The sequence below is a fragment of the Marinobacter mobilis genome (genome assembly GCF_900106945.1).
Lineage (GTDB): Bacteria > Pseudomonadota > Gammaproteobacteria > Pseudomonadales > Oleiphilaceae > Marinobacter > Marinobacter mobilis.
Genome location: NZ_FNNE01000001.1, coordinates 248,077 through 263,390, shown reverse-complemented (window position 1 = coordinate 263,390; position 15,314 = coordinate 248,077). Strand labels below are relative to the sequence as shown.

The window sequence follows — 15,314 nt, the reverse complement described above, 5'->3', positions numbered from 1 at the left end:
GAGTTCTCCTAGCCTTTATCGGATGGTTCCGGCGCAACCCCCTGCTCCGCCGCCACCGGGGTCGCCGGTGTGGGCTCGGGCAGCTCGGGTGGCTGATCGATAAAACTGGTCTCGATGCCGGTGCGACGGCGCACTTCCACCAGCCAGTTTTCCACCTCCGGGTTATCGCCTCCGGTGAGGAAGTCGTAGGCTTCGTAATGAGGCTGGGCCAGCTCCGGGCGATTCAGGTACAGGTCGTACAAAATCGCCAGGTTCAGGTGTGCCGGTGGGCAGTCTTTCCACAGTGTCAGTACGTCAATGTAGGCCTGCTCGGCCGCAGCAAAGCTGCCCTTGCGACGCAGGTGCAGCGCCAGTGCCAGGTAGGCATTGATGTTGTCAGGATTCACCTCGATGGCTTTGCGGTAGGCTTCTTCAGCCTTTTCCGGATACTCCCGTTTGTCGGCAATCTCACCCAGCTTGACCCAGGGGCCAGAAAGCGTCGGGTAATCCCGGGTCATCTGCCGGAACGCGATCCGGGCGTCACGATACTGCTCCGCATCCAACAGGGCCTGAGCCGCACGGAATGCCGCGGTGGCCTCCGCCGGAACCGGGGTTTGCACACCGCTGTAAGGATTAGGTTGTGGCTGGTAGGCAATCTTCTCTCCAGCACGGGTGTAGTCCTGCCGTGGCAGCGGCGCGCCACCTTCGGTGATTGGCGCCGGCGCCGCAGTTGCACCCGACGGCGCCCCCACCTCAGTCAGCTCCGCACGGCCAGATGAAGCCCCCAACCCGGGAGCGAAATTCGACAGCGAGGCACAGCCTGAGACCAACAGGATCGCTACCATACCTGCTGTGCGGATCGGGTTAACGGATACCATCGCCATAAGCCACCTGTACTTCCTGTTTGCCGTATCGGGCCGGGTTCAGCTCTGCCATGGAGGCAAAGCTCTTCTCGACCCACTGATTGAATACTCCACTCCAGGACCGCTCGATGTTGGCCTGGTGGACCTCGATCGCCAGGTCCTCAAAGGGAATCGCCTGTTCTTCCAACACAATCTCGTACTGGGCCGCTTCCAGCGGGCTCAGCCCCGGCGGTCGGGGCGCGTTCATCAGTTCACTGGCGAACTGGCCGTAGAGATCGGCAATGTTGAACGTGGCCCGGGTGGTCTGATCGGCGATCTGGTATCCCGCAGCCATCTGGTAACGGTCCAGGGCATTCTTCAGCTTCTCGTTCTTACGCGGAATACTGACGTTCAGCGGGGCCCGTAACCGAACCCGGTTGAATTCAATGCGCCAATAATCGCCGTACTCGTTGTTGGCCCAGGCAGCCAGCCAGGCGGAACGATCGCTTTGCCAGTCGGACGGGGCCTTGTCGTGACCATCGATCACCCGGCGCAGCCAATACAGATGACGGTTAAGGTCGTCGTGGCGCTTATACAGGTAAGCAATGTGGTAACGGGCCTCCATCCGGGTATCGAACGGCTGTTCGTAGTCAAATGCCCACTTCTTGAAGTACGCCAACGCCTGCATGTCCTCACCGGCCTTTTCATACATTTCGGCGGACAGGAACAGGGCGTCACGGCGTTCGTCAGCTGGCGCACCACTATCGTTGTAAATCGCCTCGTAGGCCCGGGCAGCGTTCATCCACTGCTCGTCCTGCTCGTAGGCGTAGGCAATCTTTGCCGGCAACTGACGCGACAGCCGATGGTTCGGGAACAGCTGCAACAGCTCGTTCATTTCGTTGAGCGCCCGCTCCCAGTACTCAAGGGTCATCAGGTGGGTGGCAGCGTCAAACTGGGCGATCACCCGCACATCGCTGCGGGGTGCTGCCCGCTTGATACGCAGGAACTGGGTAACCGCGCCGTCCAGATCCTCGGCCGCCAGCGCCAGCTCACCCTGTTTGTAGATGGACACCGCCATCCGCTCGGTCACCTGTTTCGCATCGTCACTACCCGCCGGGATGTAGGCCAGCTGGTCACGGTATCCCTGCTCGGCCGCCGGGAAGTTACCCAGTTCGTACTGGCAGTGGGCAATCACGCCATAGGCGGTGCGGTTCAGCGCCGGATCAATCTCGCCGTCGCGGCTGACCACAGAGGTCGCGATTTCCAGTGCCTGCTGGTAACGACCCAGTTCGAACATTTCTTCCGCAGCCTTCGCCAGTACCGCTCCGGAACGCTCATCCTCTCGGTATTCCTGAACAAAGCGCAGCTGGCTGTCGACGCCCAGAGCGCGCCACTGATTGACCCGTTCGGATCCGTCACCGGCGCTGGCGAGTAACTGCTCCAGCTCTTTCTGGTAGCCGATGATGGCGGCGTAACCGGCATCGGCACCGTGTTCGGGGTCGCGGAACTCGTAGGCGGTGCGCTCGTACCCCTTGATGGCATTGGGGTAATCCTCACCATCGAAGGATGCCTCGGCGCTCATGAACACCATTTCCGGCACTCTCGGGTCACTCGGGAAGGTGTCCTCGAATTCACCGTAGAAGGCCGCCGCCTTGAGGAAGCTGACTTGCATCTCGCTGGCCATGACGTCGGGGCTGGCGGCAAGTTCGGTGGCCTCGGCCAGTTCACGTTTCAGACGCTGCCCCGTGGCGTGGTAGTGCCGGGCCAGTTCGTCGATATAGATTTTCAGGTTCGGCATCACCCGACCGCGGGCCTCAGCGTCCTGCTGCTGCCAGAACTCCGAGCGGATGCCATAGCTGCGCACGTAGCTTTCCTTCTCCGCCAGCACCTGCTGGGAAAACTCGCCATCCACATAGGCGCGAATCATCTCCGCGTGCATTTCCGGTGCCCGTTCGGAATCCGGATTCTGGGCGACGAAGGCGCGGAACGATTCTGCGGAATCCTCAAACCGCTCCTTCTCCAGGAAGTGCTGGCCCAGGCTTGAATAGAGAATCCAGGTGTACTTGGCACTTTGCGGACGGGCATCAAACATGCTGGAGATCTTGGCCGCACCGCCGGCATGGGCCAGGCCGATACTCATGATGCGCAGGGTGTCGTCCACCAGCGAGCGGTTGACGTTATCCAGTTCTTCAACCCGGCCATTGGCCGGTACCAGACGATCCAGCACCTGGGACAGGGACAACAGGCTGTTGTCGTAGTCGCTCAGCTTGTACTGGGCCCAGCCCAGCAGGTACCAGGAGTTGTTCAGGAACGACGGCTCGGCTCCCAGTGCCACCACAGACCGGTAGGCACTTTCCGCATCTTCATACTGTTCGTGGCGGAAATGGATATCGCCCTTGCGGAAATAGACCTCCGCCAGCCGTCCGGAATGGGGATGGTCGACAATGAAACGATTGAGAATCTCGAGCGCCTCCGTGTCCCGGCCATCCAGGTCATAGGCCTTGGCCAGCTGATACAGCGCTTCCGCGTTGTCCGCGTTGTCCGGATACTTGGTCAGAATCTGGTGATAGGCCTCGATGGCCTCGGGGAAGTAGCCGTCATCGCCAGGAAGCACGCCCACCAGCTGGTTGTAATCGGCTTCCATCATGTACACGCTGGCAATACGACGCTCGATCTGCTCCTGCAGCTCGCGGTCTTCGATAATCTGCAGCAGCTGCCGATACTCTTCCCGCACGTCGGCGTGCATCACCTGAGGCAGCGGCAGATCGGTCAGGTCTTCATTCTGGCCCTGCAAACGGGCAATGGTCGTGGTGTTATTGAAGGCACTGCAGCCACCCAACAATGAGGCCAGCAGCAGACTGGTCATGACCGTATTAGATCGCATCATCAGTCTCCCCGGTTGCGTCTTGCGGGTGTTCAAACGAGGCACTGACCGTGGCATCAGCGGATTCCGCCGGCGCCGATTCGGAACCGTCCAGGTTCAGCAGCGAACGGTCGAGAATACGCACTTTCGCCAGCTGGGCCTCGACCTGGTAATGCTTCAGTCGCTGCTCATGAATATCCAGTTCGGTGGACACCAGCGTCAGCATGACGCCTTCCAGTTCCTCGATGAGTGTGGCGGTGCGCTCATATTCGGCATCCACCGTCGCCAGCATGGCGCGTACGCTGTTGCCATAAACCCCAGTGCCTCGATCAACCGCTGCCGCACCCTGCAACCCGCCGACCATGGTTTCAGAACGCTCCAGATCAGAGGCCAGCCCTTCCAGCATCCACTGGATATGCTCCTGGTCCTCTTCAGGCAGGGTCGCGGCCCGCTGTACCAGAGCATCGTATTCAGCCATCGCCGATTCCGCGCGGTGGGCAAAATCCGACAGCGATTCCCGACGTGTGCCGCCCTCCAGCGACTCACCGCGGGCCTCCAGAATGACGGCAAAGTCATCGTGCTTGCTCTGCCAGGATTCAAGGTTATTGCGGATGGCGTAAAGATCGCGCAGATCCTTGAGCACCGACTGGAAACTGTGGTCTGACATCAGCTCGACCAGAAACGGCGACAGGTGGTTGACCGAAACCGCCGGCGCCTGGCCAAACCAGTCACTCTCACCCAACACCTGATCCAGGTTGCGGACAAACAGCTCCATCACGTCGGCCTGTTGCAGCGACTCGCGGGCAGATGCAAGCCACGCCAGGGCCTCGCGGTACTTGGCATCGGCCTCGATAAAGCCTCGAGCCGCACGACCGTCGAGCCCCATCTGTTCGTAAACATGGGGTTTGAGCAACAAGGCTTCCTGAACTTCGGGCAGGGCAATGGAGCGCTCGCCCAGCGCACCCAGCGGAGCCAGCGCTTTGCGGAACTCACCGCCATTGACCGCCAGCCAACTGGCGCCCAGCAAGCCCCGGTTGGAATAGGCCCCATGGGTACGCACCTGAACCAGCTGCTGTTCGGAACGCGCAAGGTCGTCCATTTCGGCGTACAGGTACGACAAGGCCATCCGCGCCCGGTCAGCCAGTCGCTGCAATTCAGCACTGTCATCTTCAGCCGCAACCACGTCGCTCAGTGCCGCCGTTGCGAGCTCGAAGCGCTGCTGCTTGCCGTAGGCGATGCCGAGATTGAAGTGAAAATAGGGCGCAAAGGGGCTGTCGGCGTCGATGGTCCGGGCCACGTTTTCCCCGGCTTCGTAATACCCCAGACGAATGTTCACCAGCGCCGCCAGATACCGGTATTCGGCATCAAGCTGATCCGGCATCGGGCCGCTGACCTGGGCCAGATTGCGGGCCGCCCGTTCGGCATCCCCGCGCAGGTACTGCATCTTGCCCAGATAGAACCAGGCCCGGTTGCGGTCTTCGTCCGATACATTGCCTTCGGCTACCCGGGCAAAAATCGCCTCGGCCTGGGCATCCAGACCATAGGACAGACTGACGCCGCCCTTGAGCAGCTCCGGGTAGGTGCCATGGCCCACGATACCGCCCATTTCCTCGGCGTAGGCATACTCCACCAGGGTCTCGAAATAGTTCTGCTGATAGAACTCGTACAGCACGGCACCGTACTTGAGATCCTTCACTTCTGATGACGCCGCCACCAATGGTGGGGTCAACGCCATGGCTCCCGCCAGCCCCAGGGCCAGCCAGGGAACGACCCTGGAGTTGCGAATTGCTGCCCGAATCCTGCTCATGCCGTTACCACTCCCGAATGCCGAACTCTGGCTGCTGACGGGCTTCCGAATCGACAATGCTCAGCTCGATGTATTTCGGCCCGACGTTCTTGGTGAAATCGAGGGTGGTTCCGCGCTTGTATTCGCGGCCATTGGGACCCAGGCCAACAAAAAAAGCCGATACGGTATGGTCGCCGGCGCTGACGTTGCCCAGATGCAGACGGTGCATACCGCCCTTGGCCAGGGCTTCGCGCTCGGCTTCGCTGTAGAGGTAGCTGGTGACGGTTTCGCCATCGACCTTGAGCTCGACGCCCTCAAGCTGGAAAAACTCTCCAACATCGAGAGACACGAAGACACTCAGCCGGGTATTGGCCGGAAACAGCAGGTCTTCTTCGAGCACCCGCAGGTCACGGTTCAGGGCGATGACCGATGTTTTCAGCCCCTGCAGATCGCGGGACAGGTCATTCACGGCCTGCTGGGCCTGACGACGGCTTTCCCGAATCGACATCGGGGTTTCAATGATTTGCTCCAGCGCACGCACGGACGCAGAAGCCTCGCTGCCCTCTCCTGCTGATTCAACCGCAACAGCCTGGGCACTGCATACCATCACCAGCGCCAGAGACAGCACAGCGACACCGCGCCCGATATGGCCAGAACCAAACGGAGCACAGACTTTGAAACCAGTAAATTCAAACATGATGCACCTTCGCAAAATCCTTTGCGGGTAACGCCTGGGCGCTAGCCGACAAGTTGCTACATCAAGGGCACTGGCTTTTGAGGTTTTCCGACTCGGGTTTCTGCGAGCTCTTGGTTGGCTCTTGTTGCGGACGGTCAGATTTGTTGTTCAAAAAACGTCATTCGTCAAAGAATGTAAAACACGCTAGCACAAAGTATTTCCGATCGTGGCGAATTATTTCGTTGAGTTAATGATTCTGTGATCCATGACAAAAAATTCACCAATCAGCCTTGCGAACGCTCGCATCCGCATCCACCATCCGACCCAAATAGCCGAAACAAACCCTTTAAAAACAATTGTTTACATGACTTAACATTTGTTTACAGTGAGGCTTCGGCGTTGATTTCATTCGTAAAACATGCATTTCACAAGTAGTGAGTACGCAATGATCGGCATCACTCGACAGCCGCCACCATCGGCAACCAGGATTCCTGCCTGGCGACAACTGGCCAGAGCCTGCCTCTGGACCACCGCCCTGCTTTCTGCCCCGGTCGGGGCCAGCGATGCCCCGGCGGATGGTCCGGTCGTGCAGGTCATGGATCCCTTTATCGAACTTCATACCGCGCCCGGGCGCGGCTACCCCGTGTTCCATGTGGTTGAACAGGGCGAGGCCGTCACCATCCTCAAGCGCAAGACTAACTGGTATCAGGTACAAGCCAGTGACGGCCAGCTCGGCTGGACCAAAGCCAGCCAGCTCGGCCGCACTCTCGAACCCACGGGTGTGCCTGCCGACCTGCCGGACGTCAGTCATGGCGAATACCTGGAATCGAGCTGGCGAATCGGCTTTACCGCCGGCCAGTTCGAGCAGTCACCGAGTTACAGCCTGACCCTCGGCTTTCGGCCGCTGACCTGGACGGGCATGGAACTGGAAGCCGGCAAGATCTACAACGAGTCGGTCACCAGCGACTACTACAGCGCCAACCTGATCATCGAGCCGTTTCACCGCTGGGATCTGACCCCTTATCTGCTGACCGGGATATCCCGCTTCTCCTTCGATCCGCGCCACAAGGTTCTGGTCAATGACCTTGATGATGCAGATGGCTTCAGCGTCGGGGGTGGCATCAGCTACTACATCGGTCGCAACTTCCTTATCCGGGCGGACTACCGCCAATACACGGTATCGGCAAATTCAGACTCAACAGGTTTAAGCGAATGGAAAATTGGACTGAACACCTTCTTCTGAGCCAGACCCGCTGTGCGGCCCTGGCTGTCACCCTGGCCTGCACTTCCCTGCCGGGCGTTGCCCTGGGCCAGGACGAGAGTCAGGACAAGCCCGCACCGATCCAGGTGATCGCCCCTGAAGTGCAGCCCCGCAGCATCAAGGAATCGGACATTGACTCCGAGTTCTTTGAAGTGGGTGCCTTTGCCGGCATCCTGTCCATCGACAATTTCAGTGCGGAGCCGGTCTACGGCATCAGTGCCGCCTTTCATGCCACTGAGGACTTCTTTCTCCAGTTCAACTACGGCATGTCCGAAGCGGGCCTGACCTCCTTCGAGGAACTCAGCGGCAACAATGTCCGCCTGCTCACCGATTCCGACCGGGAGTACAGCTATTACGATTTTCTGGTGGGTTACAACATCTTCCCCGGTGAAGTGTTTTTCTCCGATATGCTCACCTTCAACTCGGCGTTCTATCTGGTCGCCGGGGTGGGCAACACGGACTTCGGTGGCGAAAGCAACTTCACAACCGTCCTCGGCACCGGCTACCGCATTGTGTTGCTGGACTGGCTGACGGTGCACGCGGACTTCCGTGACCACATGTTCAACAGCGACCTGATCCGCGAATCCCAGCTGACCCACAACATCGAACTATCGGCCGGAATAACCCTGTTTTTCTGAACCGGGCCTATCGCCAGAGGAGGGGGTACGCACCGCAGCGGACATCGCCCATAAAACCCATAAAAAAAGGAGGCCACAGCCTCCTTTTTTTATTTCAGGTTCCGACATCGCCATGGGACTTAGCCCTGGGACAGCAGCTCCCGCAGATCGATGATGGCCGCGTTAGCCCGCGACATGTAAGCCGCCATGGTCAGGGAGTGGTTGGCCAGCACCCCGAAGCCACTGCCGTTGAGGATCATCGGACTCCACATCGGGGCCAGGGCGCCTTCCAGTTCGATGATGACCTGCCGTACGCTGGCCAGGGCATTCTTGTCCACCAGCACCCGACGGAAATCCACTTCAATGGCCCGGAAGATATGGAGCAGCGCCCAGGCAGTGCCGCGAGCCTCATAGAAGTTATCGTCGAGACGGGTCCAGGGTGTCTTGATTTCATCACCATTGTCGGTGTCTGCCAGTGCATCGCCGGTCTCGTTGCGCAGCGTTTCCTCGGCGACCGACGCCTTACCGACACTCTCACCCAACACACGGGACAGGCTGCCAAGCCGGGTTTCCAGGTCCGCCAGCCAGTTGCCAAGGTTGTCCGCGCGCGCGAAGAACTGGGCGTTGGGCTGCTGAGGGTTGGACAACCGGTCAAGGTAGCTTTTCAGCGCCCGGATGCCCCGGCGGTATTCCGCTTCGGTGGAGGGGATGGCCCAGCTGCGGCTGTCAAAATGAAACTGGGGCTCGGCGACCACCAGGTCGGGATCTTCTGCCGACTGGCTCTGGGACCGGCTGATGCCTTTGCGCATGGCACGGGACAGGTCCCGCAACTGAACCAGCACGCCGTATTCCCAGGCCGGCGTGTTATCGAGCCACAGCCCAGGTGGAAAGATATCGTTGGAGAGGTAGCCGCCGGGCTTGTCGAGCAACGTCTCACCAATGCGAATCATGGTGGCGGTGGTGGCAAAACCGGTGACCGGTTCGCGGTTCATCTCCGCGGCAACGGTGCGCGTGTGCTCTCGCACGGAGAACGTATCCGGCTCACTGCTCCAGATCATGCCCAGAATCAGGGCAACCAGCAGATAAAGGACAACCAGCACCAGAATCCATTTCCCGATACCCCCAGCGTAATCCTGGACATCATCCCGCCGATCACGGACATACTCTTTGACTCGCTTCAGCATAGCCACCGTTTCCTAGTGTCTGGTTTCAACAACAGTTCAGGGCGCCCGTCACCGTTCCCGGCGCCAAGATTCGTAACGCCGATACCATGACCGAATCGTTACCATAGTGCAACGTGAGCACCGCCCGGTAAGGCCCGACTTTTGGCCAAGCCGCGGCGACCGTGCTCTGGTCTCAGTCGCCATCCACCCGCTTCGGACGGCCCAGGTGATAGCCCATGGCACCGTCCACGCCCATAGCCTGCAGTGCTTCCCATTCACCGGCAGTTTCGACACCGGTGGCGAAGACCTGAATGCCCACACCGTGTGCAATCGCAGTGACTTGCTCCAGATAGAAGCGATTGTCGTTGTGACGGGCGATATTGTGAACAAAACTGTGATCAAAACGCAGGGCACGGATGGGCATGCCCTGGAGATAGGTAAAGGGCACGCCACCGACCCCGAAGTGGTCCACCACCATGCCCACCCCCAGTTTTTTCAGCGCCAGCGCCAGCGCCAGTGCTGGTTTACGGTGGTGATGAATCGACTGTTCCGACACCCCGACCCACAACCGTTCGCGCAGGCTCGGCTCCTGCTCAAGACGACCAATCAGCGCTTCGCGGAAGGACGGGTCCGCCACCGAAGTCTGGCCCACGGCTAGAGCGAGCTGACGTTCCGGCTCCTGGGTCAGCACTTCCAGGGCCTTGTCGATGACCAGCAGGTCGATATCCGGCATCAACCCAAAGCGTTCGGCAATCGGCACATAAACGCCCGCCCGGATCCAGTCGTCATCGCAACGGATCCGGGAAAAGACCTGATAGAAAGCAACGTTTTTGCCATCCCGCCGCATGACCGGCTGCTGCCAGATACCCACGGTCTGGGATTCCAGCGCCTCGGTAATCATCCTGCGCCAGGTTTCCGCGCCATGGTGGCCCGCGGCCGACGGATCACGGCTATGGCAACCGGTCACGCCTTCAGCCTGGGCCTGACGCATGGCCTCATCCGCTGCGGACAACAGATCGCCTATGGTCATACCCTCACCGGCCTGGGCAACGCCGCCATAAACGGTCACATCCAGCGGCACCGCAGCATCGGAATAGAGCCCATCCACCGCATGGATCAGCTCATTCGACCAATGCACATTGTCCGCCATGCCGGTGCCTGGCATGTAGACCGCAATTTCCGCGCCCATCCGCCGGCCTGCAAAAACGCCGGCATGGCGCAACTCGAAGTCCCTGACCACTGCCGCCACACTGGCGAGAAGTTCGTCGGCGGTATCGCGGCCGAAACGCTGGTTGAATTCCGAGAAGTCCGACAGCTGGAACAGCAGCAGCCCCCCTGGCGCAGCCCGTTCTTCCGATTCCACCTCCACCCTCAGGCGCTGGTCGAAGGCTGTGCGACTCGCCAGCCCGGTGACCGGGTCCTCATTGTTGAGCTGGCGCAGGTGCTGAATCAGCCGGCCCTGCCCTTCAAAGAGCACGCCAAGGTCGTCGGACATCTGGTTCATCGCCCGGGTGACCCGGTTCAGCTCCCGGGTCGACGTAATGGTGACCCGGCGCGTGAAGTCCCTGCGACTGATCGCCTGGGCCTGGGCTTCCAGCTCCCGTAACGGACTGAGGGTACGAGTCAGGATCAGGTACAGCGCCATCAGTCCGAGACCACCGACCAGAGCATTGATGGCTACCAGCCCGAGAGTGATGTCCCACAGATCCTGATACGCCTTCTGAGGATCACTGACGACCCTTACGCTACCCAGCAGGCGCCAGCCCCGGGTGACCTCCGCCTGCCCCTCTGTGAGCGGAATGTCCGCCAGTTTCATGAACCAGCGCGGCACACCAAATGAACCAAGGGGCTCGACCCGGGCAGCTACGGTCTCCCCGGCGGTATCCAGATACTGGACACTGAGATAGCGACTGCTGTCGAAGGCCGCATCGATCAGCGAGGACGACGCCACCGGGTCACTGCCATCAATGGCATGGGACAAGGACATTCCCAGGGCGGTGGCACCATCCTGTGCGTGGTCAGCGAGCTGTCCTGAGATGTAGTCCCGGAAACTGCTGAGACTGAGGGATATACTGGCCAGGAGCAATAACAGCAGCAAACTGCCGGTGAACACCAGCAATACCGCCCGCAGGGTCACGGCTTCCTTGTGAACTTTGGAGGATCGGGCCGAGCTGTCCATGAATCTCTAAACCTGCCTGGTTGTTCCGAACGGGCCGGATGTGGGCGGCGCGAGCGTAAGATATAACAAACGTTTACACGGCTTTGTCTACGCCGACATCATTAAACACTATAGACTCTGTGCCAGCACTGGTGGTGAAAAAATAAGAACGGCAGCAGCGGCCGATTGCCCCCCGGAACAACTGCCGCTCCCTAAAGAGGAACAGGCCGAGGACGCTATGAACGATGAGTCCCAGAAGGATAAACTGAGGAAGCATTTTGCCCGCCGTGTCACCACGCAGGCTCGTGTGGTACTGGACGGCTGGCAGAAGATCGGTGACGCCGGCGTCGAATCCGCGCTCTTCCGGACGGACTTCGAGATGGCCACGGACAAGCTGGTGCGTTACGCCCAGCGGTTTGAAATGAACGACCATGCCAGCGCCGGCCAGCAATTGGCAGAGCTGCTGACACAATGGCCTGAAAATGAGGGGCTGCCCAAGGCACTGATCGATCCCCTCAACGCCGCCATCGACGCCCTGTCCCGAACGACCCAGCGCCGAACCGACCACTACGAATCCGACAACCCCAGACTCTATCGCCGCACGCCGGTCTACATTGCCCTGACCAAACCGGACATCGCCGGCCGGCTGATTAAGCAACTGGAGTTTTTTGGTTTCCGGGCCTGCGCCTTCGACAATGCCGATGCCCTGATGGCCGCCTGCGCCCTGAACAAGCCGGAAACCATCCTGATGGATATTGGCTTCGGCGGCGACTCACACAGCGGCATCGAAACCGTCGAGCGCCTGCAGGAACGCCATGAGACACCGATCCCCATCATTTTTATCAGCTATGAGGACGGCTCCATCGAAACCCGCCTGCGGGCCTCCCGCTGCGGCGGCGAAGAATATTTCTACCCGGCGGTTGATCCCGGTCAGCTGATCGAAAAAATCGAAACCTACACCCACGGCAATACTGTCGAGCCCTATCGGGTGCTGGTCCTGGATGACTCCAGGGCTCAGGCCAAGTTCATGGAGATGGTCTTACGCAAGGCTGGCATGACCGCCCATATCATCACCGATCCGATGCAGATCATTCATGCCCTGGAGCAGTTCTGCCCGGAAATCATCATCCTCGACATGTATATGCCTGGCTGCACCGGCATGGAAATCGCCCGGGTTATCCGTCAGCAGGACCGCTTCCACAGTGTCCCCATCATCTATCTGTCGGCGGAAGACGATGTCAGTAAGCAACTTCACGCCATGAGTCTTGGTGGCGACGACTTCCTCACCAAGCCGATCGACCCCAAACACCTCGTGGCCACCATTCACAATCGCGGCCGCCGGGCACGCTCACTGCTGGCGCTGATGATCCGCGACAGCCTGACCGGGCTCTACAACCACACCCACACGCTGAACCTGTTGGAGCAGGAAATCTCCAAGGCGAAACAGACGCGGCATCCGCTGTGCTTCGCGATGATGGACATTGACTACTTCAAGAAGGTTAACGACACATTCGGCCACCCCATCGGTGACCGGGTGCTGCGCAGCCTGTCGATGTTCCTCAAACAGCGTCTGCGCAAGACCGACCATATCGGCCGCTATGGCGGCGAGGAATTCGCCATCATCCTGCCGGACACCCATGAAAGTGATGCCCTGGCGCTGCTTAACGAAATCCGCGAACGCTTTTCCGAGCTGCAACAGCCGGCCGGGGGCCACGAATTCCGCGTCACCTTCAGCTGCGGCATCGCAAGCTGGAACGGCAGCCCAATGGACAACGCCCAGAGCCTGTGCGAACGGGCTGACAGGGCGCTGTATCAGGCCAAGGCTGACGGCCGCAACACGGTGGTTCCGGCCACCCTTGAGCATGACCTCCCGCTCGCCGCTCAGGCCGGTTCCAGAGTCACATAGACGGCCGTCTGATTAAGTAGCTGATAGGCCACCTCGCCAAAGGTGATGGGGCCGGTCAGCCCCGCCGTTCGCCGCCCCTCCAGCTCCGAGTAGAGGTAGTTGAGGATGCAGTTACAGCCAAACAGCAGGGTCCCTGGCTCTGATGGCATGGCCTCCAGGAAGCGCTCCGGATAGTCCACCACCGGCTTCGCAAAGCGATAGCGCACCCCTTCAAACACCGGGGCATAGAAAGCAACGCGCTGCGCCCCCTCATCCACGCCCTGAATGCTGACATTCACCATGGCCCCGCAGTAATCCGCGACCAGTGGCAGGCGCTGGTCAATGCCGGCCGCCGCCATATACTCGCGCAGGTTGCCAGGACGGCCATCGATCAGGCAATCGGTGGCAGAAAACCCGGTGGCAGGAAACTCGATCTCGGCACCGTCTCCCGGCTCAAACAGGCTGATGGCATGCACCATAGCCGTCATGTCGGCTGGCAGTGCCAGATGCAAGGCTATGGCCTCCTGTGCCAGCTGTTCCCCGGAGCGGCCATCGACCACCAGAGCTGCGTCCTGACCAAGCCGGTCGACCCGAACCCCGGATACCCAGCCAGCCACTGGCTTCAGGAACATGTCGTGGTAGGTCGGCGCGTGGTGGGCATAGTCCTCCAGCACGCCACTACCGGCCGGCAGGATCAGCAGGGTGAAGCCGTTTTCCGGCGCGTCCACCAGCAACGATGGCAATGAATCGCGGTCATAGCGCTGTATGGTTCCCTCACCCAGGTCAAAGCGGTGTACAAACAGGCGGTCGTTGCGACAGGTACCACCGTCGTCTGCCATGAAATAGGGCGTGCTGCCCCCGATCCAGTTACCTTTCGGCAATTGCGCCAGCAGTTCAGCGTCTCCGGCGACTGACAGGGTCGCGCCAGCCTCAATCAGCGCCCGGGCCTCGCCCAGATCAACCAGCCGGCCTGCAGAATCAACCGTCATGATTCCGCCCTCCCGCTGGCGTCGTCGCGGAACCGGGCCAGCTGTTCGATTTCAGCCGCCAGCTGCTTCTCGTGCTTGATGAAGAAGCGGCGTATTTCGTTGATTTTGAGGCGGCGCGCATCCTCGCCCCGCAGCTGACCAAACTCCTGGCGACAACGGGTCAGCAGCAGCCTCAGGCTGAGCATGCGCACTTCCATCGGACGCTCGGAACTGAGCATGTTGTGCCACACCGGGTCGTTGCCCGGGGGTATCTGAGTCACCCGGGCCACACCGGGAGCCTCCGCCTTGAGCCGCTGCGACACGTCCGCAGCCACGCCCGGCAGGGTACCCTCACTGATTGCCAGACGGATTTGCCAGGCCAGATGCACGTCGATGCCCATCAGTTCACAGACCTGACGGTAACTCATTCCCGCCTGCAGACAGTCCACCACCCGGCTGGCCAGCCCGTGACTGAATTCATTACCCGATTCACCGAGGAACGCAACCTTGCGATCCTGGTCACTGATGTCGTCGGGTAACGTGGCATGGATAAAGGTCTGACAGGAGCCCAGGTTGGTATGGCGCCAACGCGAGCGGGTCTGATCCGGCAGATAACGGCCGAACCAGGAGCGGCCCATGGTCAGGTAAACATGGATCTGGCGGCTCTGCACATCCATCCGCACTTGGCTGACGTCCCAGGGAGCCTTGACCCCCAGCAAGTGACGACACATTTCGACATCTCTCATTATTATTCCCCCCATTTATAGTCGAGTGTCTCCATTGCGCATGGTTACACGCAGGTCCCAGTGGCTACAGGGCACTCTGGCAGCATCCGGCTAGCACTTCAGTAGCGCTGCTTTAGGCGCGGAAAGGAGGGAACGCTCAACACCCCGGACCTGCCGGTTATGAAACCAACGTCTTATGGACGTTATTCACCGGGTTACTGACAATGGCGGTGCTGGTACATAGACCGCTGACGGTGTCCGGTGGCAAGGCTGCTTTCAGTCTGAGCAACGGCCCGTCGTCATCGAACGGTCATATGAAAGCAGTCAAAATGGATGGAATTTCATGGTCTAACCACCAGGATTAGCTGGAAAATGTTGCTATTTTCGGCGA

Annotated in this window: 11 protein-coding genes; 3 read left to right on the top strand and 8 right to left on the bottom strand. The window is 60.0% G+C overall.

The window, feature by feature from the left end; translation table 11 throughout:
- Positions 1 to 8: 8 nt before the first annotated feature.
- The 4 genes from BLV11_RS01185 to BLV11_RS01170 are packed head-to-tail and all read right to left on the bottom strand — an operon-like array spanning position 9 to position 6,167.
- Positions 9 to 863 carry a tetratricopeptide repeat protein gene (locus tag BLV11_RS01185; protein ID WP_091811115.1) on the bottom strand — a complete coding sequence of 285 codons (855 nt, stop codon included), beginning with the start codon at positions 861 to 863 and terminating at the stop codon, positions 9 to 11.
- The gene (locus BLV11_RS01180; protein WP_175528247.1) at positions 844 to 3,708 is read right to left on the bottom strand and encodes a tetratricopeptide repeat protein; all 2,865 of its coding nucleotides are present in this window, start codon (positions 3,706 to 3,708) and stop codon (positions 844 to 846) included. The genes BLV11_RS01185 and BLV11_RS01180 overlap by 20 nt, the downstream gene beginning before the upstream one ends.
- Positions 3,695 to 5,491 (bottom strand): hypothetical protein, encoded by a 1,797-nt coding sequence (locus BLV11_RS01175; RefSeq protein ID WP_091811113.1) that lies wholly within the window; start codon positions 5,489 to 5,491, stop codon positions 3,695 to 3,697. Before BLV11_RS01175 ends, BLV11_RS01180 begins: the two co-directional genes overlap by 14 nt.
- Before the next feature lie 4 nt (positions 5,492 to 5,495).
- Positions 5,496 to 6,167, bottom strand: a complete 672-nt coding sequence (locus BLV11_RS01170) for a hypothetical protein (RefSeq protein WP_217634503.1) — start codon at positions 6,165 to 6,167, stop codon at positions 5,496 to 5,498.
- Positions 6,168 to 6,591: 424 nt separating this feature from the next.
- Between BLV11_RS01170 and BLV11_RS01165 the strand changes: the two genes are divergently transcribed.
- Together BLV11_RS01165 and BLV11_RS01160 are read left to right on the top strand one after the other, a co-directional pair.
- Positions 6,592 to 7,389, top strand: a complete 798-nt coding sequence (locus BLV11_RS01165) for an SH3 domain-containing protein (protein ID WP_175528246.1) — start codon at positions 6,592 to 6,594, stop codon at positions 7,387 to 7,389.
- Entirely contained in the window at positions 7,359 to 8,045 is a 687-nt protein-coding gene (locus tag BLV11_RS01160) for an outer membrane beta-barrel domain-containing protein (protein WP_091811111.1), read from the top strand. Before BLV11_RS01165 ends, BLV11_RS01160 begins: the two co-directional genes overlap by 31 nt.
- Before the next feature lie 119 nt (positions 8,046 to 8,164).
- On the opposite strand, the gene BLV11_RS01155 is transcribed toward BLV11_RS01160, so the two are convergent.
- The gene (locus tag BLV11_RS01155; protein ID WP_091811110.1) at positions 8,165 to 9,208 is read right to left on the bottom strand and encodes a DUF2333 family protein; all 1,044 of its coding nucleotides are present in this window, start codon (positions 9,206 to 9,208) and stop codon (positions 8,165 to 8,167) included.
- A 172-nt stretch (positions 9,209 to 9,380) separates the two neighbouring features.
- A complete protein-coding gene (locus BLV11_RS01150) occupies positions 9,381 to 11,366 on the bottom strand; it encodes an EAL domain-containing protein (RefSeq protein WP_091811109.1) in 1,986 nt (661 codons plus the stop codon).
- A gap of 217 nt (positions 11,367 to 11,583) precedes the next feature.
- On the opposite strand from BLV11_RS01150, the gene BLV11_RS01145 reads away from it, so the two are divergent.
- Positions 11,584 to 13,251: a diguanylate cyclase gene (locus tag BLV11_RS01145; protein WP_091811108.1), complete on the top strand. Its 1,668-nt coding sequence runs from the start codon at positions 11,584 to 11,586 to the stop codon at positions 13,249 to 13,251.
- Here BLV11_RS01145 and BLV11_RS01140 read toward each other — a convergent pair.
- Entirely contained in the window at positions 13,227 to 14,219 is a 993-nt protein-coding gene (locus tag BLV11_RS01140) for a DUF6976 family protein (RefSeq protein WP_091811107.1), read from the bottom strand. The two genes, BLV11_RS01145 and BLV11_RS01140, sit on opposite strands and share 25 nt — an antisense overlap.
- Positions 14,216 to 14,944 carry a hypothetical protein gene (locus tag BLV11_RS01135; protein ID WP_139173188.1) on the bottom strand — a complete coding sequence of 243 codons (729 nt, stop codon included), beginning with the start codon at positions 14,942 to 14,944 and terminating at the stop codon, positions 14,216 to 14,218. Before BLV11_RS01135 ends, BLV11_RS01140 begins: the two co-directional genes overlap by 4 nt.
- Positions 14,945 to 15,314 lie beyond the last annotated feature (370 nt).